This is a genomic window from Streptomyces sp. bgisy027 (assembly GCF_057710365.1).
In genome coordinates this window covers 1-24,397 of sequence record NZ_JBYIVZ010000007.1, presented here as the reverse complement: position 1 = coordinate 24,397, position 24,397 = coordinate 1, and the positions used below count along the sequence as shown (strand labels likewise).

21 protein-coding genes and 5 pseudogenes are annotated in these 24,397 nt (G+C 71.2%); 12 read left to right on the top strand and 14 right to left on the bottom strand.

Features of this window, described 5'->3' with window-relative positions:
* Positions 1-157 precede the first annotated feature (157 nt).
* Positions 158-628, bottom strand: a pseudogene (locus AC3ETA_RS09405) (MFS transporter); the annotation flags it as partial.
* Positions 621-1,700, bottom strand: a pseudogene (locus AC3ETA_RS09400) (HAMP domain-containing protein); the annotation flags it as partial. The pseudogenes AC3ETA_RS09405 and AC3ETA_RS09400, both read right to left, overlap by 8 nt.
* Positions 1,701-2,397: 697 nt before the next feature.
* Here AC3ETA_RS09400 and AC3ETA_RS09395 point away from each other — a divergent pair.
* Positions 2,398-2,625, top strand: coding sequence for a hypothetical protein (locus AC3ETA_RS09395; protein WP_432192355.1), 228 nt, complete (start codon positions 2,398-2,400; stop codon positions 2,623-2,625).
* 8 nt (positions 2,626-2,633) lie between these two features.
* On the opposite strand, the gene AC3ETA_RS09390 is transcribed toward AC3ETA_RS09395, so the two are convergent.
* From AC3ETA_RS09390 to AC3ETA_RS09375, 4 genes are read right to left on the bottom strand one after another with little or no spacing between them, the layout of a single operon-like run.
* Positions 2,634-3,470, bottom strand: coding sequence for a carbohydrate ABC transporter permease (locus tag AC3ETA_RS09390; RefSeq protein ID WP_432192354.1), 837 nt, complete (start codon positions 3,468-3,470; stop codon positions 2,634-2,636).
* Positions 3,467-4,447: a carbohydrate ABC transporter permease gene (locus AC3ETA_RS09385; protein ID WP_432192353.1), complete on the bottom strand. Its 981-nt coding sequence runs from the start codon at positions 4,445-4,447 to the stop codon at positions 3,467-3,469. Before AC3ETA_RS09385 ends, AC3ETA_RS09390 begins: the two co-directional genes overlap by 4 nt.
* A gap of 2 nt (positions 4,448-4,449) precedes the next feature.
* Positions 4,450-5,751 (bottom strand): ABC transporter substrate-binding protein, encoded by a 1,302-nt coding sequence (locus AC3ETA_RS09380; RefSeq protein WP_432192352.1) that lies wholly within the window; start codon positions 5,749-5,751, stop codon positions 4,450-4,452.
* Complete coding sequence (locus tag AC3ETA_RS09375) at positions 5,748-6,989, bottom strand: aminotransferase class V-fold PLP-dependent enzyme (protein ID WP_432192351.1); 1,242 nt, start codon at positions 6,987-6,989, stop codon at positions 5,748-5,750. The genes AC3ETA_RS09380 and AC3ETA_RS09375 overlap by 4 nt, the downstream gene beginning before the upstream one ends.
* A gap of 228 nt (positions 6,990-7,217) precedes the next feature.
* On the opposite strand from AC3ETA_RS09375, the gene AC3ETA_RS09370 reads away from it, so the two are divergent.
* Entirely contained in the window at positions 7,218-7,946 is a 729-nt protein-coding gene (locus AC3ETA_RS09370) for a FadR/GntR family transcriptional regulator (protein WP_432192350.1), read from the top strand.
* Here AC3ETA_RS09370 and AC3ETA_RS09365 read toward each other — a convergent pair.
* A complete protein-coding gene (locus AC3ETA_RS09365) occupies positions 7,882-8,142 on the bottom strand; it encodes a YhjD/YihY/BrkB family envelope integrity protein (protein WP_488187633.1) in 261 nt (86 codons plus the stop codon). The genes AC3ETA_RS09370 and AC3ETA_RS09365 overlap by 65 nt on opposite strands.
* A gap of 61 nt (positions 8,143-8,203) precedes the next feature.
* On the opposite strand from AC3ETA_RS09365, the gene AC3ETA_RS09360 reads away from it, so the two are divergent.
* Positions 8,204-8,884: an alpha/beta fold hydrolase gene (locus tag AC3ETA_RS09360; protein ID WP_432192349.1), complete on the top strand. Its 681-nt coding sequence runs from the start codon at positions 8,204-8,206 to the stop codon at positions 8,882-8,884.
* A gap of 93 nt (positions 8,885-8,977) precedes the next feature.
* Here AC3ETA_RS09360 and AC3ETA_RS09355 read toward each other — a convergent pair whose 3' ends face one another.
* Positions 8,978-9,610, bottom strand: coding sequence for a TetR/AcrR family transcriptional regulator (locus AC3ETA_RS09355; protein ID WP_432192348.1), 633 nt, complete (start codon positions 9,608-9,610; stop codon positions 8,978-8,980).
* An 80-nt stretch (positions 9,611-9,690) separates the two neighbouring features.
* Here AC3ETA_RS09355 and AC3ETA_RS09350 point away from each other — a divergent pair, with 80 nt between their 5' ends.
* Entirely contained in the window at positions 9,691-10,626 is a 936-nt protein-coding gene (locus tag AC3ETA_RS09350; RefSeq protein WP_432192347.1) for an oxidoreductase, read from the top strand.
* Here AC3ETA_RS09350 and AC3ETA_RS09345 read toward each other — a convergent pair.
* Entirely contained in the window at positions 10,522-11,688 is a 1,167-nt protein-coding gene (locus tag AC3ETA_RS09345; RefSeq protein WP_432192346.1) for an NAD-dependent epimerase/dehydratase family protein, read from the bottom strand. The genes AC3ETA_RS09350 and AC3ETA_RS09345 overlap by 105 nt on opposite strands.
* 26 nt (positions 11,689-11,714) lie before the next feature.
* On the opposite strand from AC3ETA_RS09345, the gene AC3ETA_RS09340 reads away from it, so the two are divergent.
* Positions 11,715-12,011 (top strand): SbtR family transcriptional regulator, encoded by a 297-nt coding sequence (locus tag AC3ETA_RS09340; protein ID WP_432192345.1) that lies wholly within the window; start codon positions 11,715-11,717, stop codon positions 12,009-12,011.
* A 1-nt stretch (position 12,012) separates the two neighbouring features.
* Here the strand turns inward: AC3ETA_RS09340 and AC3ETA_RS09335 are convergent, their stop codons facing one another.
* Positions 12,013-14,229, bottom strand: a complete 2,217-nt coding sequence (locus AC3ETA_RS09335) for an MMPL family transporter (RefSeq protein ID WP_432192344.1) — start codon at positions 14,227-14,229, stop codon at positions 12,013-12,015.
* On the bottom strand, positions 14,226-14,822 hold the full coding sequence (locus AC3ETA_RS09330) for a class I SAM-dependent methyltransferase (RefSeq protein WP_432192343.1): 597 nt from the start codon (positions 14,820-14,822) through the stop codon (positions 14,226-14,228). Before AC3ETA_RS09330 ends, AC3ETA_RS09335 begins: the two co-directional genes overlap by 4 nt.
* 219 nt (positions 14,823-15,041) lie before the next feature.
* On the opposite strand from AC3ETA_RS09330, the gene AC3ETA_RS09325 reads away from it, so the two are divergent.
* The 6 genes and pseudogenes from AC3ETA_RS09325 to AC3ETA_RS09300 form a co-directional block, all read left to right on the top strand.
* Positions 15,042-16,214 (top strand): sensor histidine kinase, encoded by a 1,173-nt coding sequence (locus AC3ETA_RS09325; RefSeq protein ID WP_432192342.1) that lies wholly within the window; start codon positions 15,042-15,044, stop codon positions 16,212-16,214.
* A complete protein-coding gene (locus AC3ETA_RS09320; protein WP_432192341.1) occupies positions 16,211-16,903 on the top strand; it encodes a response regulator in 693 nt (230 codons plus the stop codon). The genes AC3ETA_RS09325 and AC3ETA_RS09320 overlap by 4 nt, the downstream gene beginning before the upstream one ends.
* A gap of 110 nt (positions 16,904-17,013) precedes the next feature.
* Positions 17,014-17,973, top strand: coding sequence for a Dyp-type peroxidase (locus AC3ETA_RS09315; protein ID WP_432192340.1), 960 nt, complete (start codon positions 17,014-17,016; stop codon positions 17,971-17,973).
* A 139-nt stretch (positions 17,974-18,112) separates the two neighbouring features.
* Positions 18,113-19,417, top strand: a pseudogene (locus AC3ETA_RS09310) (Clp protease N-terminal domain-containing protein); the annotation flags it as partial.
* A 175-nt stretch (positions 19,418-19,592) separates the two neighbouring features.
* Entirely contained in the window at positions 19,593-19,787 is a 195-nt protein-coding gene (locus tag AC3ETA_RS09305) for a hypothetical protein (protein ID WP_037863050.1), read from the top strand.
* Between the two features lie 121 nt (positions 19,788-19,908).
* Positions 19,909-20,437: pseudogene (locus AC3ETA_RS09300) on the top strand (FdhF/YdeP family oxidoreductase); the annotation flags it as partial.
* A 29-nt stretch (positions 20,438-20,466) separates the two neighbouring features.
* Here the strand turns inward: AC3ETA_RS09300 and AC3ETA_RS09295 are convergent.
* The 3 genes from AC3ETA_RS09295 to AC3ETA_RS09285 are packed head-to-tail and all read right to left on the bottom strand — an operon-like array spanning position 20,467 to position 23,592.
* On the bottom strand, positions 20,467-21,270 hold the full coding sequence (locus AC3ETA_RS09295) for a hypothetical protein (protein ID WP_432192339.1): 804 nt from the start codon (positions 21,268-21,270) through the stop codon (positions 20,467-20,469).
* A gap of 49 nt (positions 21,271-21,319) precedes the next feature.
* Complete coding sequence (locus AC3ETA_RS09290) at positions 21,320-21,736, bottom strand: hypothetical protein (protein ID WP_432192338.1); 417 nt, start codon at positions 21,734-21,736, stop codon at positions 21,320-21,322.
* Entirely contained in the window at positions 21,733-23,592 is a 1,860-nt protein-coding gene (locus tag AC3ETA_RS09285; RefSeq protein ID WP_432192337.1) for a hypothetical protein, read from the bottom strand. Before AC3ETA_RS09285 ends, AC3ETA_RS09290 begins: the two co-directional genes overlap by 4 nt.
* 228 nt (positions 23,593-23,820) lie before the next feature.
* Between AC3ETA_RS09285 and AC3ETA_RS09280 the strand changes: the two are divergent.
* Positions 23,821-24,397 (top strand): annotated as a pseudogene (locus AC3ETA_RS09280) (regulator); the annotation flags it as partial.

Below are 24,397 nucleotides of genomic sequence, written 5' to 3'. Positions count from 1 at the left end.
GTCACTCTCGATCCCTGAGCCAGGTCCGGTGCGTTGCCGCCGGACCGCATCTCCTGCCCCTGCCCAGATCCGACCCGAACCCACCGCGTCACATGCGTACTCGGGGAAGCGGTCCCGGATCTCGGAGAACCTCGCGGTGGGTACGGCGATTTCGAGGTCACCGTGGTGCCGCGACTGACTTCCACGAAACAGGTCCAGCGCCCACAACCCGAGCGGGGCGAAGGCCAACGAGCCGAACCAGTCGTAGGAACTGAACGCGGGAGAGAGCTTCCTCGGGGACCTCGCGCTGGATGGTCGTGGACCAGAGCACGCCGAAGATGTCCGAGGCGATTCCCGATCCGAACATGGCCAGTGCGATCAGCCAGACCGGGGCCGAGGTGGCGAGCAGGGCGATGGGCAGGGCGGCCGGGAAAGTGGCCAGAACCCCCACCAGGATGGGCCTGTTCACCCGGACTCGCGCGGCCAGGCCGGCGCCGGCGACGGTGCCAAGGGCCTGCGCTGCGACGATGACCGACCACGCCGTCGCCCCGCCCAGGTCTTTCTCCGCAACCAGTGGCCCCAGCACGCCGACGTTGGCGTTGAGCGCCGCGACGACAACCGCGTACTGGGTGACGACGACCCTCCGCCTGCCCGCCGAGCCGGCCCTCGCTGCCGACCTCGCGGGCGACGCGGGTGACCTCGGCGGCGAACGACGACAGCTGGTCGACCATCGTGTTGATGGTGGTCTTGAGTTCCAGGATCTCGCCGCGGGCGTCGACGTCGATCTTCTTCGACAGGTCGCCGCCCGCCACCGCCGTCGTCACCAGCGCGATGTTGCGGACCTGGCCGGTGAGGTTGTTGGCCATGGAGTTGACGTTGTCGGTGAGGTCCTTCCACGTGCCCGCCACGTTCGGCACATGTGCCTGGCCACCGAGGCGCCCCTCGGTGCCCACCTCACGGGCGACGCGGGTCACCTCGTCCGCGAACGCGGACAGCGTGTCGACCATGGTGTTGATGACGTCCGCCAGGGCGGCGACCTCACCCTTGGCCTCGACCGTGATCTTCTGGGACAGGTCACCCCGTGCGACAGCGGTGGCCACCTTGGCGATCGAGCGGACCTGGCCGGTCAGGTTCGACGCCATCACGTTGACGTTGTCCGTCAGGTCCTTCCACGTACCCGAGGCGCCACGGACGATCGCCTGGCCACCGAGGTTGCCCTCCGTGCCGACCTCGCGGGCGACGCGCGTGACTTCGTCGGCGAAGGCGGAGAGCTGGTCGACCATCGTGTTGACGGTCTCCTTGAGCTGAAGGATCTCGCCCCGCGCGGGGACGTCGACCTTCTGCGACAGATCGCCCTTGGCAACCGCTGTCGCCACCTGCGCGATGTCGCGCACCTGGGTGGTCAGGTTGCCCGCCATGGCGTTGACCGAGTCGGTCAGGTCGGCCCAGGTGCCCGAGACGCCCGGCACCTCGGCCTGGCCGCCCAGGGTTCCCTCGGTGCCCACCTCACGCGCCACTCGGGTCACTTCCGAGGTGAACACGGAGAGCTGGTCCACCATGCCGTTGAAGACGGTGGCGATGTCTCCGAGCAGACCCTCGCCGTCGGACGGCAGCCGGGTGCCGAAGTCGCCGTCTCGCACGGCGGTGAGCCCGGCCAGCAGCTGCCGCAGCTCCTGCTCGCCGGAGGCACCGTCGACGGCCTCGATCGTCCTGCTCGCCATGCGCACCCTCGTTCCGCTCCCCAAGAGCCCTCGCGCCGAGGGCTCGGAACCGCGCCGGGCCTGTGAAGAGCCCACTCACCGGTCGCGTTCGTGCTGTTCACGGCTTCGACCTGGTGAGGAAATCTGGTGAAGATTAACTCAGTTGTCGGGCGACAACAAAAGCCTCTCCGCGCCCCCGTATGCGGCCGAGACAAAGGTGTCATCGACGGCCCACCGGGTCCTGGCCGAGGCGGCCGAGCGGGGCCTTCGACGCCTTCGCGGCGAGCGCCGCCGCGCTGGACGCCTGGTACGAGAACGGCCGCCACGGCCCGAGACCGCCCGGCCGCCCGCGGACGTATCACCGGCCGAGCCTCTCGCGTACGACAAGGCGCTCTGCACGCTGTTGCGTCGCCTGCTCGTCGACCCGGACGGCCGGCCCTTCGGACTGCGGCGCCGAAGCGGCTTCTGACGGCCCGATACTGTGCGCAGATCGACATGGCTCCCGTCTCGGCCGGCCTCAGGCGAAGGGAGCGGGCGTCGAGTGTCCGGTTGCCGCGGCCGAACTGTTCGCCGGCTCAGGGTGGCCCCGCCGAGCGGTCTTCGATGGTGTCCCGGCCGTGGCCGGTGGTATGTGCCGGGCGGCTACCCGATGTTGCGGTACGGCCGCGAACGCCGATCAGCGCGTTGCCGGTCGGGCAGGACTTGGGTTGGCCCGGGTATGGACGATTGGTTCGACGTGCTGGACGACGCACACCAGACCCGACCCGATGCCGCGCCGTGCCCCTACTGCGCGTGTCTCCTTGCCGCACGCCCGGCAGAAGACGCCCTGCCCGAAACGGGGCAGGGCGACGACGGCAGCGGCTTCGTGGGGTGGTTGCGCCTGTGCATGGTGCTCGTCGCGGCCGTGAGCGTAGGGCTGACCTTGTCCGGAGTGTGGGCGGGCTGAGCCTTCTCTCAGCCCTTCACCGCCCCCGAAGTGAGGCCCTGGACGATGTGGCGGCTGGCGAAGGCGAACAGGAGCATCGTGGGGAGGATGGTGAGTACGGCGGCCGCGGACATCGAGCCCCAGTCGATGTTGAAGCTGGAGATGAAGCCGTTCAGGGCGGTGGGGACGGTCTTGTTGCTGTCGCTGTTCATGAGCGTCACCGACAGGAACAGCTCGTTCCAGCAGTTGACGAAGTTGAAGATGAACGCGGCGACGATGCCGGGGCGCATCACCGGCAGCAGGACCCGGAACAGCGCGGAGAACCGGGACAGGCCGTCGATCATGGCGGCCTCCTCAAGGGCGTCCGGGATGTTCTCGAAGAAGCCGCGCAGCATCACCGTGCAGAACGGGATGCACACCGCGATGTAGACGAGGATCAGGCCGAAGCGGTTGTCGACCAGTTGCAGGTCGGTCATCAGCAGGTACAGCGGTCCCAGCGCGATGAACGACGGGATCATCTGGGTGACCAGCGCGGCCATCAGCAGGGCGGACTTGGTACGGAACTCGAAGCGGGCCAGCACGTACGCCGAGAGCATCGAGATCGCCGTGGCAGTGGCACCGGCCACCGTGGAGACGATGAGGCTGTTGGTGAGGTAGGTCCCGAAGTCGGCCGTGCCGAACAGGCCGCTGTAGTTCTCCAGGGAGAACCGCTCGGGCCAGTAGGCGAGCGGGAACCGGAAGATGTCGCCGGGCGCCTTGAGCGAGGTGACGGTGATCCAGTAGAGGGGAAAGACGGTGAAGAGCAGCCACACGCCGAGGAAGGTGAACTTGACCACCCGGCCGACCGTGGACTCCTTGCCGATCATCGCCTCGCTCCTTTCTTCTCGCGCGTGGCCATGAGGAAGAACACCGCGAACACCAGCAGCGCGGCCACCACGAGGAGGCCGAGCGCGGAGGCCCTGCCGTAGTCGCCCTGCTGAGTGATCTTGATCATCCAAGTGGTCACGATGTGCGTCTCGTTGTTCGGCCCGCCGCCGGTCATGCCGAAGATCAGGTCGGGGAAGTTGAAGATCCAGATCACCCGCAGCAGGACGGTCAGCGCCAGCGTGGTGCGGATGTACGGGATGGTGATCTGGAAGAGCGTGCGTGCCTTGCTCGCGCCGTCCAGCGCCGCCGCCTCGTAGAGCTCGTCGGGGATCGACTGGAGCGCGGCCAGGATCATGATCGCGAAGAAGGTGACGCCGTACCAGATGTTGGCGATGAGCACGGCCACCATCGCCGTCTTCGGATCCGCCAGCCAGGCGACGGGCTCGTCGATCAGACCGGCCTTCTGGAGCAGGTCGTTGACGACACCGAACTCGCTGTTGAACAGCCAGCGGAAGAGGATGCCGATGAGGAAGCCGGAGATCGCCCAGGGGAAGAAGATCAGCGCCTGGTAGAGGCCGCGGAAGCGGAAGCGGCGGCGCAGCCACAGCGCGAGCGCGAAGCCGATGACCAACTGCGGCACGATCGAACCGAACACCCAGATCGCGCTGTTGCCGAGGACGGTGCCCCAGGCAGGGTCCGCGAAGACGTCGCGGAAGTTCCTCAGCCCCACCCAGGAGGTGTCGGTCAGGTCGGTCAGCTTCCAGTTGCGGAAGGCCATCTGACCGCCCGCGATCATGGGGTAGTACGTGAAGACCGCCACGAAGACCGCGGCCGGCGCCATGAACCCGGCGATCTGAAGCCCGCGCCGCGTGGTGAACTCCCGTCGCCGGCCCCCACGGGGGAGACCCCGCTTGTGCGAGGTCTCCCCACTGCCAGGCGCCTTCGCCTTCGTCGCCGTTGTGGACGTGACGGACATGTCTACTGCTCCTGCTGCCACTTCTCGGTCCAGTACGCGTCCCAGCCCGCGACCAGCTTCTTGGGCGTGGTCTTGCCGAGGATCAGCTTCTGCACGTCGGCGTCCGCCTTCTGCTGCCACTCGGCCCACCAGGTGACCCCGCGCGGCTGGGTGACGACCAGGTACTTGTCCGGCTGCTCGGTCATCGTGACGTAACTCGACCAGGGGCCGGTCCTGTAGAAGGGGTCGCTGGTCGCCGACTTGAGGATGGGCACCAGGCTGTTCTTCTTGGTGAACGTCGTCGACGCCTCGCCCTGGGAGAGGAACTCGACCAGTTCGACCGCCTCGGCCTTGTGCTCGCTGCCCTGGGCGACACCCCACCCGGCGGTGGCCAGCGGCTGCACGGTCTTGCCGCCGGGCCCGGCCACGAGCGGCGCGGTGCCCCACTGGTCCTTCGAGATGGACTTGGACTCCGAGACCGTGGCGATCACCTCGGGGTCCTGGAGCAGGAACGCCGTGGAGCCGTTGGAGAACGCCTCGACCATCTCCGGGTAGCCCCAGGCGACGGACGACTTGGGGGAGGCCTGCTTGAAGAGCTTGAGGTAGTTCTCCATGGCCTCCTCCGCCTCGGGGGCGGCGAAGATCGTACGGCCGTCCTTGAGCTTGAAGCCGTTCGCCGGGTCGACCTGGTCGGCGAGGTAGGCCTCGATAGCCGCGGTGGCGTTGCTGTTGGAGTTGGCGCCGCCGCGGAAGGCGTAGCCGTAACGGCGCTTGGCCGGGTCGTGGACGGCGGACGCCTGCTCCACCAGTTCCGCCCAGGTGGCCGGCGGCTTGCTGAAGCCCGCCTCCTTGATCAGGTCGGTGCGGTAGAAGAGGCTCAGGCCGTAGAAGCCGTAGGGGACGAAGTACGTCTTGCCCTGGGCGTCCTTCGAGGCGTTGACGGCGTTCTCCGTCATCGCCTCCCAGCCCTTCCAGCCGGCGAGGTCCTTCTTCATGTCGTAGAGCCAGCCGTTGTTCGACCAGGGCCCGACGGTGATGTCGCGGACCTCCAGGACGTCCACCCCGCTGCCGGACTGGAGCATCTGCTGGAGCTTCTGGTCGGCCTGCTCAGTGGGCGGGGAGACCAGGTTGACCTTGACCTCGGGGTTCTGCTGCTCGAAGTCGGCTATGAGGTCCTTGAGCAGGTCGGTGCGGGTCGGGTTCGTCAGGCTCTCGACCATGTTGAGGGTGACTGTTCCGCTCGCCTCGGGGCTCATGGTGGAACAGCCGGTCAGAACCATCGCGGCGGCGGTGCCGAGCGCGAGAGCTGCCGTCCTTCTTCTCATTGTGCTGACCTCTTCCCTGAGATTTCTCGTGCCCACTTGCCGAGGGCGGGGACGCATTCCTCGGCGAAGTACTCGTAGTCGGCGGCGGTGTTGTAGACGTGGGCGGACAGGCGCATGTAGCCGATGCCGTCGAAGCTGGTGAAAGCCGCCTCCACGCCCAGTTCGAGAGCCACCCGGTCGCGCAGTGCGTCGGCCTCGACGCGGTCGGCGGCGAGCCCGTCCGGGAGGCGCACCAGGCGCATGCCGGGGACGGGCATGCCCACGTCGACCGCGCTGTCCGCGCCGGTCAGTCCGGTGACCGCGGTGCCGATGACCGAGGCGCCGTAGTCGGCCAGGTCGTCCATGTAGCGGCGGGCGGCGGGCCAGCCCCAGGTGCGCTCGATGAAGCCGAGGGACGTCGGCGCGGCCAGGTAGGAGGTGGCGTCGATGGTGCCCTGCTGGTCGAAGCGGTCCGGGTAGGGATCGGCCGCCGCCCAGGAGTCGATGAGGGGATAGAGGCGCTCGCGCAGCGGGCCGCGGGCGACCAGGGCAGCCGTGCCGCGCGGAGCGCAGCCCCACTTGTGCAGGTTGCCGGTCCAGACGTCGTAGGTGGCGTCGACCAGCGGCGCGTCGAGCAGACCGGGCGCGTGCGCGCCGTCTACGAGGACGGGGACGCCACGCCGGCGGGCTTCGGCCCCGATGCGTTCCACCGGCAGCCGGCGTGCGGTCGCCGAGGTGATCTGGTCGACGACGACGAGTTCGGTGGCGTCGCCGAGTTCGGCGACCACCGCCTCGTACGCGGCGTCCGCGTCCGCGTTCAGCGGCACCCGGGCGGTACGGACCCGGCCGCCCCAGCGCCGTGCCAGCCGTTCGGCACCCATCGTCACGGCCCCGTAGCCGTGGTCGGTGACGACGATCTCTCCGCCGGGACGCAGGGTGAGGGCGGCGTAGACGACACTCGCGCCGGCGCTGGCGTTCGGCACCAGGGCGACGTCGCCGGCGCTGACGCACAGGAAGTCGGCGAGCTCGACACGCGCCGCGGCGAGCCGCTGGGGGAGCGCAGGGAACCACACCACGGGTGAGCGTTCCATCTCCACGCGCAGCAGTTCCTGCCGCTCCTGAGCCACCAGCGGAACGGCCCCGAAGGAGCCGTGGTTCAGGTGCTTGAGGGCAGGATCCAGCGACCACGCCCGGTCGGCGGGCCGGCCGTCCGCCAGCAGCAGAGGGCGCGGTGCGGTGGTCACCTCGGTCTCGCTCACAGGACTCCACATCTGGGCAGGGCGGGTTCACGGAAGGCCGGACTCCGCTGGACACGTTTGATGACTCGGCATCCTGCACCACCTATCTCGGCGGAAACAAGGGTCGTACAGTGAAAGTCATCAGATGACTTTCGAGTGACACGCATCCGACACATCTGAGACTCGGTACAGTGCTCCGAGGGACGGCGGCATGATTCGCCGGCCTGTCAGGGGAGGAAGAGGGGACGGATGTCCGCAGTCGAGAAGGCGTTCCACGGCCTACGGCACATGATCGGTACGGGACGCCTCGGTCCGGGCGAGCGCATTCCGCCCGAGGGCGACCTCTGTGAGGAACTCGGCGTCTCGCGCGGTTCGCTGCGCGAGGCCGTACGGATGCTCGCCGCCCTGGGCGTCATCGAGCCGCGGCACGGCTCGGGCACCTACGTGTCACAGCTGAGGCCCGAGGACGTGATCGGCAGCCTCTCGCTGACCCTCGAACTCCTGCCGCTCTCGGGCCTGTTGGAGGTCTACGAGATCCGGCGCGTCCTGGAGGCCCATGTGGCCGCCCAGGCGGCGGCGCGCTGCACGCCGGAGACCGTGCGCACGCTCTTCTCACTGATCGAGGACATGGAGGCGACGAGCGACCCCACCAAGGCCTCCGAACTCGACCACCGCTTCCACGCGGAGATCGCGCGCGTGGGCGGCAATCCCACCCTGGCGACCCTCCTGGCGGTCTTCCGCGCCCGCTCCCGCAAGTACCAGGTCTTCACCCTGCCCGAAGGTCCTGACCTGCGCAGGAAGAGCGACGACGACCATCGCGTCCTGGCCACCGCGATCGCCGACCGCGACCCGGTGGCGGCGGCCGGCGCGGCGCAGTCGCATGTCGCGCAGACGGAGCGGTGGTTGCGGGCGTTCATGCCACCGGTGGAGGAGGCCGGCGGCCCCGACGGACCGTCGGATCGGGAGGGCTCGGCCTAGGCTTCGAGTCGCCGTCGATCGTCCTCTTGTGCGAGCCGAAGTCCGCCGCGCACACCGCGAAGGCGGCCGAGGCGGTCAGCCGGATCATCGGTGCCGGGAAACTGCCCGGCGTGACCCAACGGAGGCCGCGGACCTTGGCGTTCGGGGCGGCCCGGTAGAGAATCGCGACCATGATCGTGACCAGGAGGAAGGGCACCGGCCGCTTCGCGATCCAACCGGTTGCGCTTCACCCCACACGTATGCGCGGAGGAGGACGGATGGCCTGGCATCGGAGCGGATCCGGCGACGCGGGAGCGCACGGACCCGGGGCCGCGCTCGTGACCCGGCGCGCCACACGTCCGGCGCGTGCCGCGGTTCTGTTCCTGCACGGCGGATCTGTCGACAGCCGGGCGAGGTCGCGCTCCTGGCATCCGGCAGCCGTGCGGATGCGGCCCTTCGTCCGTGCCGTCGCCGGGGCGGTGCCGGATGCCGACATCCTGCTCGCCGAGGTGCGTTACCGGGTACGGGGCTGGAACGGCCAGGACGCCGATCCGGTCCGCGACGCCCGGCGCGCGCTGCGGGAGCTGGCCGCACAGGTCGGAGACGTCCCGGTGGTGCTGGTCGGGCATTCGATGGGCGGCCGTGCCGCGTTGCGCGCCGCGGTGGCGCCGGAGGTGCGGGCCGTGCTCGCGCTGGGGCCGTGGTGTCCGCAGGGCGAGCCGGTGGACCATCTGCGGGACAAGGACGTGCTGGTGCTGCACGGTGACCGCGACCGCATCACCGACCCTGCCGCGTCCGCGTCGTTCGTACGCCGGGCCGGCGCGGCCGGCGCGCGGGCTCACCTGGAACTGGTGAAGGGCGGGGATCACGCCATGATCCGCCGCGGACCGTATTGGCATCGCACCGTCGGCTCGACGGTCGCCGGGCTCCTGGCGGTGGTGTCGCGACCGGGACGATGACGGTCCGCGGTACGCCGGACCTCGGTCATCCTTCTGGGGCGCCGACCGCGAGGCCGTGCCAGTGCGCGTCTGCCCTCCTCGCCGGGGTGTTCGTCAGCGCGGGGTCGGTAGTCCCGCCTGCTCCGCGTCCGGCCTGCACTCGCGCAGGATGGACGCGATCACGTCGTCGAGTCCGTGCTCGGTGACCTCCGGGGGCAGCATTCCGCTGACTGCCAGGCCGGCGTAGCCGTGCAGGGCCGCGAAGATCGGCAGGGCGACGCGCTCCAGCTGTCCCGGCCGCACCTCGCCGCTGCGCTGCCCGTCGCCGATGAGGCCGAGGAGCCGCTCGGACCAGCGGTGCGCAATCGCTCCCAGCTCCTGTGACGCCTGCGGGCTGTGCTTGACGGAGAACATCAGGTCGAGCAGGGCGGCGTTGTCCACGGCGAACCCGACGTAGGCGCGGGCGGCGGCGTCCAGCCGGTCGCCGAAGGAAGTGCCGGCGGCGCCGAGGTTCTCCTGGGAGGCCGTGACGGCCTGCGCGAGGCGCTCGAAACCGGTCAGCGCCAGCGCGTCCAGCAGTGCCTGCTTGGTCTTGAAGTGGCGGCTGGGGGCGGCGGGACTCACTCCGATGTCGCGGGCCAGTTCCCGCAGTGACAGTGCCTCCGGCCCCCGTTCGCGCAGGGCCTGCTCGGCGCGCGTGAGCAGGGCGGTCGGGAGGTCTCCGTGGTGGTAGGGGCGACGCGTCATGACCTCAGCCTAGCCCGGCGTGAGCATTGCCCACATTGTTGGCGTTGCATACATTGTTATCGTCGCCTACATTGAAACCCATGACAAAGAACCAGAACCGCGGGCGGAACCCTCAGCCCTGGAGCGTCACCGACATCCCCGACCAGAGGGGCCGTACCGCCGTCGTCACCGGCGCCAGCAGTGGACTCGGCCTCGCGACCGTCGAGGCGCTGGCCGGCGCCGGTGCCCACGTCGTGCTCGCCGTCCGGGACACCGGGCGAGGTGAGAGCGCCGCGGCGACCGTGAACGGCAGTGTGGAGGTGCGCCGCCTCGACCTGGCCGATCTCTCCTCCATCCGCGAATTCGCCGCCGCCTGGGAGGGTGGCCTGGACCTGCTCGTCAACAACGCAGGCGTCATGAACATCCCGGAAGCCCGCACCAAGGACGGCTTCGAGATGCAGTTCGGGACCAATCACCTGGGCCACTTCGCCCTGACCAACCTGCTGCTGCCGTACCTCACCGATCGAGTGGTGACCCTGTCGTCCACCGGACACAGGGCCCCGGGCAACCCCCGCATCCGCTTCGACAACCTCGACCTCGCCGGTGAGTACCGCCCGATGGCCGCCTACAGCCAGTCCAAGCTCGCCAACCTGCTCTTCACCCTGGAGCTCCAGCGACGGCTCACCGCGGCGGGCTCACCGGTCCGCGCCCTCGCCGCTCACCCCGGCTTGGCCGCCACCGGCCTGCAGAGCAACGACGCCAGCCTCCTGCGCGGCCTCGTCCTCCGCCTCGGCAACAGGCTCGTCGCCCAGGACAGCCGGGCCGGAGCGCTGCCCACCCTGTACGCCGCCGTCCAGGACCTGCCCGGCGCGAGCTTCGTCGGCCCTGACGGCATGTTCGAAATGCGCGGCGCTCCGACCCTGGTCGGCCGCTCACCGGCAGCCGGCGACCCTGCCGCCGCCCGACGCCTGTGGACCGTCTCCGAGGAGCTGACCGCGGTCACCTTCCCCGAACCCGCCACCAGCGTCCGCGGCTGAGGACCTTGGTGGACGCGACCCCTGCCGGTGGCGGCGCCGCGGCTGGACCGCGCCGTGGGCGATCAGACTGTCGGCGCAGTCCAGGACCGTCTCGCGCGCGGGCCGTGGCTGCCAGCCGAGGAGGGTGCGGGCCTTCTCGGTGCTGTGCCGGTTGCGGCGGCCGAGCGAGGGAGTGATCTCGCGCAGCGAGGGGTCCTTGAACCGGGCCGTGAGGCGGACCGCGAAGTCCGGGATCCGACGCGTCCTGACTCGACGGCCGCGCTCGCCCAGCCCGTCGCGCAGGATGCGGGCCATGTCGGTCATCCAGAGGAACTCGCCGGTGGCGAGGAAGCGTTGGCCGGCCGCGACCGGTGACGTCATCGCCAGGACGTGCGCATCGACCAGATCGCGGACGTCGACGACCTCCAGTCCGATGCGCGGTGCTCCGGCCATCTGTCCCGAGACCATGCGGGCGATGATCCCGACCGACCCGAGGTTGTCGGGCGTGAGCACGGGGCCGAACACGGCGCCGGGGAGCACGGTGGCCAACTCGGTCGGACCGTCGTAGCCCTCCATGTAGTCCCAGGCGGTGCGCTCGGCGAGGGTCTTGGACCGGCGGTAGGGGATCAGCGTCGGGTCGTCCGGGTCGGTCCACAGGGTCTCGTCGGTGACGCCCTCGGCGGCGTACGACGACGGGCTCGCCGCGTTCGCCGCCGACGTCATCACCACGCGGCGTACGCCCGCCGCGGTCGCCGCCCGCAGGACGCGCAGGGTGCCGTCGCGCGCCGGGGCGATGAGGGCCTGGGGGTCGTCGGAGGCGGCGCCCAGTGGGGAGGCGACGTGCAGGACGTGGTCGACGCCCTTCATCGCCGCGTCCCAGCCGTCGTCCGCCGTTAGGTCGGCGACCGCGAAACTCAGGCGCCCCGCCGGGTCGACCTCGGTGGAGACGGCCTCGGTGACGAAGCGCTCCCGCTCCGCGCTGCGCACGGTGGTCCGTACGTCGTATCCGCGGTGCAGGAGCTCGGCGATGCACCATCCGGCGATGTAGCCGCTGCCGCCGGTGACCAGTACCGATTCGGGCATGGGAATCCTCCGTGGAATGGGGTGGGGTGGGGCGATGTGAGGTCGCGCACTACGGACGGCTCAAGTTCGGCGTGGCGGAGGTCATCCACGCGGCGACCAACGGCGGTCTGGACGACGAGTACTACGAGCCGTTCGTCCGCGCCATCGCCCGCCTGCTCGAAGCCGGCGCGGCCGACGGCACGCTCAAGCCCGATCCGGACCCGGAGGACGTCCTCCTCCAGCTCAGCGTCCTGTGGCGGATCGACCCGGCCCGAGGCGGCACGGACCGGGCGGCCCGCATCCTGACCCTGATCGTGGACGGGCTCCGAACCAGGCAGCCCTGACTCAAGGAGAGGCAGCGGCTGGCGCACCAGAGGGAGTGAGCGCCTCCGCATGGCCGACGGGGCCCTCCAGGTGCAGTGAGGGCAGGCGTCGGTCCAGTGGCCGTGGCAGCCACCAGTTGCGTCGGCCGAGCAGGTGCATGGCCGCTGGGACCAGCACGAGGCGGACCGCCGTCGCGTCCAGGAGGATGGCGCAGGCCATTCCGACGCCGATGAGTTTGAGGACGACCTCCGTGCTCGGCACGAAGGCGAGGAACACGGCGATCATGATGGCCGCCGCCGTGATGAGCCGGCCTGTGCTCGCCAGTCCGTGAGTGACCGCCCTGGCGTTGTCCTTGTCCCGCAGCCATGACTCCTGCACGCGGCTGAGCAGGAACACCTCGTAGTCCATCGACAGGCCGAACAGGACGGCGAACATGAGGACGGTGACGAACGGGGGCAGGGGTGTCTCCGTGTCGATTCCGATCAGCCGTCCGGCCCAGCCGCCCTCCAGCACGAGGGCGACGATGCCGTATGCCGCCGCCACCGAGAGCAGGTTCATCAGCACGGCCTTGAAGGGGATCACGAGGCTGCGGAAGGCGACGAGCAGCAGGAGCATCGACAGCACGATCACCCCGGTGATCAGATAGGGGATGCGCCGGGCCAGGTCCGCGGTGCTGTCGATCGACCTGGCGCTCGCGCCACCGACGTACACGCGGGCGCCGGTTCCCCCGGTCGCCGCGGGAACGGTGTCGTCCCGAAGGCGGTTCACCAGTTTCTCGGTAGCGTCGTCCTGTGGACCCGTCGTGGGCGTGACCGTCGGGACCGCGGTGTCGCGCTCCGGGTTGAGCCGGGCCGGCGTCACGGATGCCACCCCCGGCGTGCCGGCCGCCCGCGCCCGCAGGTCGTCCAGGACGGAGTTCGCGCCGTCGGGCAGTCGTACCACCAGGAGCAGCGGGGCGTTCGCCCCGGGGCCGAAACCGTCGGCGACGGCGTCGTACGCCTGCCGGCTCATGCTGCTCTCCCGGTTGTTGCCCGCGTCCGGGAACCCGAACCGCACGCCCAGGAACGGCGCCGCGAGCGTCAGCATGACCGCCGTTCCGGTCAGTGCCGCGGCGATCCGGTGCCGCTGGATCAGCCGGCTCCACCGCACCCACCCCCGGCGGTCTGCGGCGGCTGTCGCGGTGCCGCGCCGCCGGGGGAGCGGTATCCGGAGTCGGTCGATCCGTGTGCCGAGGCAGCCCAGGAGCGCGGGCAGGAGGGTGAGGGCGGCCGCGAGGACGACGAGGACACCGACGATCGCCACGAGTGCCGCGCCCCGCATGTAGGACAGGCCCATGGCGAACAGGCCCAGCAGGCTGACGACGACCGTGACACCGGCGACGAGCACCGAACGGCCGGCGGTGTCGAGCATGGCGGCGCTCGCGTCCTCGGGGTCGAGTCCGCCCGCCCTGGCCTCGCGGAACCGCGTCACCATCAGCAGCACGTAGTCGATACCGATGCCGATGGCCAGCATGGCGGCCAGCGACGTCGACCAGTCGGGGGCGTCGACGAGCCGGATTACCAGCCCCGTCGCCCCGGCGCTGACCGCGAGTCCGGCGAGGGCGACGAGGATGGGCAGCCCGGCGGCGACCACGGACCCGAACGTCAGGAGCAGGATCACCGCCGCGACACCGAGTCCGATCGCTTCGGAGCCGATGGGCCCGCCCTCGGCGAGGACCACGGCCTGCCCGCCGAGGAAGACCCGCACCCCGTCCGCGCTGTGCCCGCGGGCGATGTCCATGAGCCGGGTCGTGTCCTCGACCGGCATCTCGGCCCCGCTGGTCACGTCGAGGCTGACGGACGTCACCAGAGAGCTGCCGTCGGCGGAGAGCGCACCGGGCGTGGCGTACGGGTCGTCGACCCGGGTCACGTGCGGCGCGGAGCGCAGCTCGTCCAGCAGGCCGGACACCCGCCCGCGGACCTCCCGCACGCCCTCGTCGGCCTCCACCACCGCGGTGACGGTCGCCCCCGACTGGCTCGCGAACCGCTGCTCCAGCAGTTGCTGGGCCTGCTTGGACTCCGAGCCGGGTGCGGAGTAGTCGGCGGTGAAGTCGCCCCCGAACGCGCGGGAGAGGGCCAGCACGGCCACCAGGCCGGCCAGCCATGCCAGGAGGACGGTCCCGCGGCGGCGATACGCACCTCGGCCGATCCGGCCCATCAGGCCGTCCGCCATGCCGGGGCGGCTGTCGGAGGTGGTCACGGCATGTCTCCTTCGGTGAGCCGTACGGGGCGGCGGCAGTGGTAGACGAGAGCGGGCGGCACGTTGTCCCAGACCGTGCGGCCGACGACGACTTCGTCGAACTGGGAGCGCAGCGAGCGCATCAGCCGCCGGGCGGGCCCGGTCCATCGGGCGTGGACGTAGGCGAACGTGGTGAAGACGCCGTGGGGCGGCAGCACCGAGATCACGGCGCGCAGTACGTCGCGCTGGTCGCGCGGCGCGAACGCCGCCCAGGGCAGCCCGCTGACGACGACATCGGCCGTGCCCAGCCCGCGTGCGGCGAGGAGGGGCACGAGATCACGCGCGTCGGCCCTGGCGACGTCGACGCCGGGATGCGTGGCAGCCAGCTGCCGGGCGAACCGATCGTTGAGTTCCACGGCGACGTGCCGGCCGCGGCCCGCGAGGCGTCGCTGGATCGTGGTGGTGAACGACCCGGTGCCGGGGCCGAGCTCGACCACCACGGGATCGCCGGTGCTGGGCACGGGCGCGGTCACCACCCGGGCCAGTGACCGGCCGCTGGGTGCCAGGGCACCCACGGTCAGCGGACTTCGCAAGAACTCCCAGAGGAACGACACCGGCTGAGGCCTCTCTCGTGCACATGGGTCGGGCGACGGCGACGGGCCGTACGTCCTGCCCGCTTCGAGGAGCCGGTCGGCCGGTCGCCGCTCCTCGAAGCTAGGTCCGCCACGGCACGGCGATCTTCATCCGCGAAGCCGGACCCGCGGCCAGAAGGAGGAGGTCGGGCGACCGATGGAAGGGGGTGGCGGCCATGCGGCCGGACGTAGGGTGAAGCGGTGAGCGCAATCCAATGGCGCCGCCCCTGGCTCGACATGCTGATCGCCGCCGTGGCGGCAGCGGCCGGTGCGGCCAGCATCGTTCTGGGGCCGCCCTCGGACCTGCCGTGGGCGACGTGGGTGCTGGTCGAGGCCTCGGCGCTGACGCTCGCCCTCGCCCGGACCCTGCCGGTGGCCGCGCTCGCCCTGAACGTGGTCCTGATCGTCGTGACCGACGTGGTCGTGCCGGGCACCAGCCATGTGGCACCGCTGGTCGCCGCCCTGACCCTCGGCGTCGTGGCGTACCGCTGCGGCACGGCCACCATCGCCGTGTCCTGGGCGGCCACCTTCGCCGCCGTACTCGTCAGCGTCGGCCGGGACGCCGGCGCGCTCCTCGCCGGCGCGGACGGTGTGCTGCGCATCCTGTCCGCCGCGATGGCCATCGCCGCACCGGTGGCCTTCGGCCGCTACCTCGCCGCGCTGCGCCAGGCCGCCGCCGTCGCCGAGGCACGTGCCAGGGAGGCGGAGGAAAGCCGCCTCGTCGAGACACGCGCCGCACGCATGACGGAACGCGCGCACCTGGCCGGAGATTTGCACGACCTGGTGGCCCACCACGTCTCCGCCATCGCGCTCACGGCCGGCTCGGCCCAGTACGCCGCCACCCACGCCCCCGACCGGGAGCAACGGCTCGACGCGGCCCTCGCGGGGATCACGTCCATCCACGAGAGCGCCCGCCAGGCACTCGTCGACCTGCGCGGCCTGCTCCAGATCCTGCGTGACCCCAGCGCCCCCGACCTCCTCATGGACCCGGAACAGATGATCACCGACGCCGTCGAACGCAGCCGTACGGCCGGGCTCCACATCGACCTCACCCACGACGAACGCGCCACCCGGGCGCCCCTCGCCCTGCGCATCACCGCCGCCCGCGTCATGCAGGAGGCACTCACCAACGCCCTCAAGCACGCCGGACCCGGCTCAAGCGTGGCGGCCTCCGTCGCCGTGTCGGACGACCGCCTGCTCATCGACGTCACCAACACCGTCAGACCCGAACCCAGCCCCGACCTGCCGCCCTCGGGCCACGGCCTGACCGGGATGCGCGAACGCGTCGAAGTGCTCGGCGGGACGCTGGCCGCGGGCCCCACCGGCAACGGCTGGCAGCTGTCGGCGGCCCTGCCCCTGGCGGTACGGCCGTGATCCGGGTCCTCGTCGCCGACGACCAGGCGCTCGTGCGGGCCGGCGTCACGCTGCTGCTGCGCACCGCCGGCGAGGACGTGGTCGCCGAGGCCGCCGACGGACAGGAGGCCGTGCGGCTCGCCGAACGACTGCGCCCCGACGTGATCCTCATGGACCTGCGGATGCCTCGCCTGGACGGCATCGAGGCGACCCGCCGGATCCTCGCCTCCGTGCCGGGCACGCATGTGCTGATGCTGACGACGTTCGACGACGACGCCGAGGTCTACGGTGCGCTGCGCGCGGGCGCCGTGGGATACCTGCTCAAGGACGGCGCCCCGGACGCGATGATCGACGCGGTGCGCAGGGCGGCCCGCGGAGAGCCCCTGCTCGCTCCCTCGGTGCTGTCCCGCGTCCTGGCCCATGCGCTGAAGGCCCACCTCGACAGCGCGGAGAACACCGAGGCCGGCCTCGGCCCCGCCCGAGGGGACACCCTGACACAGCGCGAGCGCGAGGTACTGGCCCTGGTGGGCGCCGGCCACTCGAACGCGGAGATCGCGGAGGCCCTGCACCTGGGCGTGACCACGGTGAAGTCCCATGTCGGCGCCATCACCCAGAAGCTGCACCTGCGCAACCGGATCCAGGCGGCGGTGGTGGCACATCAGCTCGGCCTGGTCGACGACGACTTCCGGCCGCTCAGCCCGCACGGCTGAACGGCAGGCACACGGAGCGCGCCCGTGCGGTTTCCCGGACGGCCCTCCACCATGGAGGGGCATCACGCCCTTCGGGACGGACCAGCCGCGCCCGCTGAGGAGGCCGGATCGTGCTTGAGTCGCAGCCCGTGGTCGTGCCGCCGGCCCGGGCTGCCGTGTTCCTCGTGGCCACCGTCGACCCGGGCGGCGAGCACACGGTCAGAGACCTGCTGGAGGACATCTCCGGCCTGCGCCGCTCGGTGGCCTTCCGGGCCCCCGCCGACGAGCTCACCTGCGTCGTCGGCATCGGGTCGGCAGCCTGGGACCGGCTCTTCGACGGCCCCAGGCCGCGCGACCTGCACCCCTTCGTGGCACTGGCCGGCGAACGCCACCACGCCCCGGCCACGCCGGGTGACCTGCTGTTCCACGTACGGGCCCACCACATGGACCTCTGCTTCGAGCTGGCGCGGCTGCTCGCGGAGCGGCTGCCCGGCGCCGGCACGATCGTGGACGAGGTGTACGCGTTCAAGTACTTCGACGAGCGGGACCTGCTGGGCTACGTGGACGGCAGCGAGAATCCCGAGGGCGCGTCCGCCGCCGACGCGGTGTTCGTCGGCGACGAGGACCCCGGTTTCCAGGGCGGCAGCTATGTGATCGTGCAGAAGTACCTGCACGACCTCACCGCCTGGAACGCCCTGCCCGTCGAGGAGCAGGACCGGGTCATCGGCCGCACCAAGCTGGCCAACGTCGAACTGCCCGACGACACCAAGCCCGCCGACTCCCACGTAGCCCTCAACACCGTCACCGACGAGCACGGCGACGAGCGCAAGATCGTCCGGGAGAACATGCCGTTCGGCACGGTCGGCGAGCAGGAGTTCGGCACCTACTTCATCGGCTACGCCCGGACCCCCGAGGTGACCGAGCAGATGCTCAGGCACATGTTCCTCGGCAGCGGTCCGGCCACTCACGACCGGATCCTCGACTACTCGACCCCGGTCACCGGCTGCCTCTTCCACGTCCCGACCGTCACCTTCCTCGACGACCTTCCGCCCGCTCCCGGCGGGAAGGATGCGGCCACCGGTTCGCAGTGAAGCGGCGCGGGAGCCCGCGCATCGCGCATCACGGTGCGTAGCGCCGCACAACACGGGCCGACGCATTCCTCCGCTCCGTTTGCAGGGCTCGGACGGCCGGGTTTTGGTGGAAGGGACCCATCGATGTCCAGGAGCTGCCATGTCGATGTCGTCGTTCGGTTTCGGCTCGACGGATCCCTTCAGCGATATGTTGAGCGGCTTCTTCGGCATGTCACCCGCATCATCGCCCCCGGCGGCCCAACGGGTGCCGATCGGACGGCTGTTGACCGAGTCCTCGCAGGAACTCATCGACCTTCGGGCGAGCAGGGAGCGTGCCGGTTCGACCTGGGTGTCGGTCCGCAGCAGGTGGCTGACCCCGGCGGCCAAGCGCACCCTCGCCGCCTACGCCCGCTCGCAGGCGGCCGGGGTGTCCTCCATCGGCCCCGAGCACGTACTCGGCGCGCTGGTGGCGGACGCGGACTCCGGCGCTGCCCGGCTGCTCCGGGCCGAGGGCCAGGACGTCGGACGGCTGGCGGGCGCCACGGAACGGGCGGCCCGTACGCAGGGGCAGCCCACTGACCGTAGCCAGGCGCCGGCGACGACGCCGGACGAGTTCGGCCGGGACCTCACCGACGCGGCGAGGGCCGGCAAGCTCGACCCGGTGGTCGGCAGGGCCGAGGAGACCGAGGAGACCGAGGAGACCGTCGAGATCCTCTCCCGGCGCTCCAAGAACAACCCCGTGCTGATCGGCGAACCCGGAATGGGCGAGACCGCGGTCGTCGAGGGCCTCGCCCGACGTATCGTCGCAGGCGAGGTACCCGACACGCTCAAGGACAAGAGGGTGGTCGCCCTCGATCTGTCGGGCATGGTCGCGGGCGCGCAGTACCGGGGGCAGTTCGAGGAGCGGCTGAAGAAGGTCTCGGACCGCTGCATCAGCGACCGCTTCCTGCCCGACAGGGCCATCGACGTGATGGACCAGGCGGGCGCCCGGGTACGGCTGCGCAGCGCCGGCCGGTTCACCGAGGGCGTCAGCCGCGAGGACCGTATCGCCGAGCTGCGCCGTGAGCAGGGCCAGGCCGTCGCCGCCGCGGACTTCGAGCAGGCGGCCCGGACGAAGCGCGAGATGACCCGCGCGGAGGGCGAACTCGCGGGTGTCGAGGAACGCCGCGAAGGGACCGTGTCCGTCACGGACGCCGACATCGCCGACGTCGTCTCCCGCCGTACGGGCATCCCCGTCGACCAGCTCACCGCCACCGAGAAGGAGAAGCTCCTCGGCCTTGAGGAGCGCATGCACTCCCGCATCGTCGGGCAGGACGAGCCGGTCACCGCCGTATCCCGGGCCGTGCGCCGCAACCGGGCCGGCATGGGCGACCCGAACCGTCCCGTGGGCTCCTTCCTCTTCCCCGGTCCCACCGGAGTCGGCAAGACCGAGCTGGCCAAGACCCTCGCCGAGGAACTCTTCGGCCTCGGGGGAGAGGCGGAGCCCGGCGACACCAGCGTCGCCGACGTCACGGACGACTCCCTCCACCGCACCGCCCGCAGGGACGCCCCGAAACCGGACGCGGCACGGGAGGACAAGGACGGCAACGAGGAGAGCTGATGCCCCAGCGCTCCCGGACCCTCGATCGAGGAGGCCGCGCATGACGCACCATCACAAGTCCAACAAGGCCGTCGAGGGCGACTGGGAGCATGGCCACAACAGGGGCATGCCCCGCCGCCCCGACGAGGACGAACTCGCGCAGCTCACCGTGCACGAACGAAGGGAAGCAGGGCTGATCGGCGAACCCGCGCAGGGCGCGGAGGCTCCCTACGGCTGGGAGGGACGCAAGGGCTAGAGAACCGGCGGCACGCGGGGGCGGTCGAGTGGCCGCCCCCAGGTCATGGTGACCGTGCTGCCGATGCCCCCTGGCTGCAACTCCTCGGCGTCGCGCGCCCCGACGGTGAAGGGCGAGACTCATCCGCGACACCATGGCCCAAGTCCTCGACGGCTTCGAGGACTTCAACCGCCGGGTACGGCTGCCGCTGGGCTTCCGCATCAAGTGGCCCGCGCGCGAACTGGTCTTCCTGACCCCGTCGGGACGAGCCGAGTTCTCCACCGCCCCACTGCCCCGACGTCGTCCCCGCCCCCGGCACCCTGGCCCTGGGCACCATGCGCTCCCACGACCAGCGGAACACCACCGTCCACTCCGACGACGACCGCTGCCGCGGCATCAGCAACCTGCGCACCCTCGTCTTCATGAACGAGGACGACATGCGTGAGCGCGGGATCCTCGAACCCGAACCGGTGGACATCATCAGCACGGCCAAGGACGGCAGCCACCGCCGGCTCGACGGCTGCCTCGCCGTCCCCTACGACATCCCCCGAGGCTGCGCCGACGGCTACGTGCCCGAGATGAACGTGCCGTGCGCGATCGGCGACTACAGCACGCAGAGCGAACAGCCGCTCATGAAGCACGTCAAGGTCACCCTCACCCGGTCGACCTGACCGCGGCAGCGTCCTGCGGCGGCCACGCGTCAGCCGGCCGGAGTGGCGCAGGCGGCGTTCGGCGGGCAGAACCAGGCGACCGCCGTGTCGACGAGGTCGCGTTCGGCGCCGTCGGCGTTGTCGGGGCCGTACGCGACGAGGGCGTAACGGTTGCCGTCGCTCGCCTCGAAACGGTGGTCGATGACGTGCCGTACGGATCCGGTGTCCGACTCGCCGGCGATCTCACTGGCCCGGTACTCGTGCTCGGCCGCCGCGTAGGGGGACGACGAGATCTCGGTCAGGTCGATCAGCTCGTAGCCGTCCAGCTTGGTGCTCTCGGTCTGGGCGGCCCGGAGCGAGCCGTAGGGCGAGTCCTCCATCACCTGGAAGATCTGGAGCCGGCGCGACCCGTCGGAGCTGCGGTAGTTGACGATGTCGATGCCGAACTTGGACGCGCTGCTCGCGCGCGACCAGCCCGTCGGGACCGAGACGCGGAACCCCTCCTCGTCCTGCACCTCCTCGTAACCGTCGGGCACGGCGCCGGACCCGGCGTCCGCGACGGTGGGGGACTCCTCCGGGACGGAGCCGCCCGGATCGGAGCCGCTCGGATCGGAGCCGCCCGGATCGGCCGGGGCGCTCTCGCCCTGACTCGTGGTGGCGGGCGGCGGTGGATCCGGCTCGTCCTTCCAGGCGAACGCCCAGACGCCGAAACACACCCCCACCACGGCGAGCACCATGCCGGTGCGCTCCAGAACGCGCCGCTGCCGCGGCAGGTCCAGATACTGGTCCGGGTGGTAGAGGCGCTCGCGGCGCCCGCCCGCCCACTCCTGCCGTTCCCTGTCGTACACCCTCATCGCCGTCGTCCCTCCAGGCTCCCGGCCGTCTGCGCTTTCCGGTCGGCTCTCAGCCGAGTAGCTGGGCGATTCCCTGCACCACGGCGGTCGCCGAGGCCACCGCGCCCGCGGCGGCGGCCTGCGAGCCGAGCCAGCGCCGAACGCTGCCCAGCACCCGCGTGAGACGGCCGGACTCCGCCCGGCCCGAGCTCGTGATCTCGGCCTCCAGATCGACGAGTTCGGCGTGCAGCGCGGCGTCCTCCACCGCGCGGGCACCCTGCTCGGGCAGCTCGGCGAGCAACTCCCGGACCGCTGCCAGGAGTTCCAGGTGCCGGGCGTCCGGGTCCGCGGCCGTGGTGTTGACCGAGACGGCCCGGCCGTGGCTGCCGGTGGCGATCGAGCCACCGGACATCGAGCCGATGCTGACTCCGCCGCCCGCGGCAGCACCGCCGTCGGGGAGCTGCGGCGAGGTGTGGTCCTGACTCATGTGGGGTTTCCTTCCTGGCGCGGCAGGCCGGTGCCGGGCGCGGGGGACGTCCGCGAGGACGCCTGACCGTGGCTGCCGGTGGCGATCGCGCCGCCCGACATGTCCTTGATGAAGACGCCTCCGCCACTGACCTGGTAGATGTGCTGTTCGAACTCTTCGGTCCGGTAGCCGTGTTCGCGGAGCGCCACCCGGACACCGCCCGCGATGCGTTCCTGAATGGTCTTGATGTACCGCTCGGCGTCCGTCTCCTGGAAGCTCGACAGATCCTTCTGAGCGGCCGCAGCCCGCAGTGAGACGCGGGGGACGTCCGGCAGTTCGGCGCCGTCGGACCAGCCGGAGGCGATCTCGCGGTACACGCTGCCGAGCGAGCCGATCGCACAGCTCACGCCGATCGCGGGAGCGTGCCGCAGCGCGCGCAGGGCCGCGCTGGGCCACTTCTCCGGCAGCCGTTCCACCAGCGCGTCCACGCCCCGGAACTCCTTGCGGACCGGCCCCAGCACGTAGGCCTCGACCTCCAGGACGAGCATGCCGCCCTGGGTGTGCACCCGCACGAGCACCGTCACGACGAGCTGTTCGTGCCAGGCACCGACCCGGACCCGCAGGAACACCCGCCGGGCCTCACCGCCCTCGTCCACCGCCTCGTCGAGCTGCGCGGCGATCTGCCCCGGGTCGTACACCGGGCGTCCGCCCTGCTGCCCACGGCCCCGTGGCGTGGCGGCGAAGGCGGCCGCGTCGTCGACGCCGCCGACCTCCACCTCCTCGTCGCGCCCGACGCCTCCCGGGAGATACAGGAACCGCTCGATCTCCAGGTCCCGCAGGCGGTCGCGGCCCGTGCGGGCGGCGGACTCCCGCAGCTCGATCAGCTGAGGTTCGATCATGTCGAGTGCGGCGCTCGCCGTCAGCCGCTCCGTGGTCCGCCGGGCCAGGCCGGCTCCGGCGCCGTTGGCGGAACTGCTCTGCGCGGGGACCTGCCCCAGGGGCTCTTCGGGCCGCTTGCGCAGTTCCATCGCGAAGGACCAGCTCTCCTTGCGCGTGCCCATGCCGATGAAGGGGCTCTCCAGGTCGTACAGGGTGACGGGCGCCTGCTGCTCCCGGTGGATGCCGGGCACCAGGTCGTCGTACGGGAGGCCCGGGGGCAGCCCCGGTTGGGTGGCCGTGGGGAACGTCCACTTCGAGAGCCACCGGCACAGGGCCTTGCGGTGGCTCGCCTGGTGCTGCCAGCCGATCAGGGTGATCACCAGGGGGAACAGCGCCGGATACGGCGTCTGCGCGCTGCCGTCCACGAGCCCGGCGAGGTAGAGGTACCAGTAGAAGCAGAGGAACAGCACACTGCCCAGTCCGGCGAGGCGGCCCAGACCGTCGGCGGCGCGAGCCACCGTGCCGGGCAGACCCAGCTCCTTGACGTCGCCGCCGCGTTCACCCAGCGCGGCGGCGAACCACATCGCCAGTGCGACCAGGGCGTAGAGCTGCGACCAGGGCATCGGGATCCCGCCGGACACGTTCTCCTGGCCCAGGTAGAGCGCGGTGAACACGTCACCGAAGCCCACCTCGGCGCCGTGTCCCCAGCGGTCGGACACGCTGTCCCACACCATGAGGAAGTCGGAGAGCACGAACCCGGCCCAGGCCGCGAGCATCAGCAGCGCCGTACGGCTCTCCTTGCGGGCCACGCGCACGGCATGGGCGAGCACCGGCAGGACGTCCACGCCGAGCGCGGGGGCGACGGGCCGTTCCATGTGGCCGACCAGTTCGTCCAGCACCCGGCGGCGGAAGGTGGCGTCCTGATAGACGCCGGCGCACAGCAGCCGGGTGGCTTCGGTGCGGCTGTAGCGGTCATCGGGAAGGCTTGTGCCCGGCACGGTGCTCCCAGGGTCGTCGACGATGGTCCTGTCCCGGCGTGGCGGGCACGGCTCGTCGCACGCGAGAGCCGTTGTCGCGGGGCGGTGGTGCCGACGCCGGACGAGCTACACGGGAACAGATGCGTGACGGTAGGGGCCAAGGGCGCCGGGCATATGCGGACCGGCCTGTCTCTCCTTCGATCCGGTGAATATGTCAGGCATGGCTGGACAAGGGACGGTTCGTCAGGAGTGATCAAGGGCAGGCGAGCAACGCTCGTCGCCAGGCTTCTCGCCGCCGCCCCCGGCCTGACGGTGCTGACGACCAGCCGGGAACCGCTCGGCCTGCCCGGCGAGCCCGTCATCGAGGTGGCGCCGCTGCCCGCCCTGACCGACGGGGCGGAACTGCTGCGCGCACGAGCGGCCCTGCTCGGCGCTCCGTTGGCGAGCCCCGAGGACGTCAGCGCCGCCGTACGGCTGAGCCGGCGCCTCGAAGGGATCCCGCCGGCCATCGAGTTGGCCGCCGGACAACTCGCCGACCGGAGCACCGAGCAGGCCGACCGGCACCTGCGCTCACGCCTGGAACTCACGGCCGACCACGGCAACGGCCCGTCCCGGCATCGCGCCCTGCGGACGACGATCGGCTGGAGCCACGAGCTGTGCGAGCCCGCCGAACGACTGCTCTGGGCGCGGATGTCGGTCTTCCGCGGTGACGTCGCCGCGGACACCGTGCGACAGGTGTGTGCCGGCGGCCCCCTCGGAGCGGAAGCGCTGGCCGCCGCTCTCGCGGGGCTGGAGCGAAAGTCGGTCCTGAGCCGTCGCGGCGACC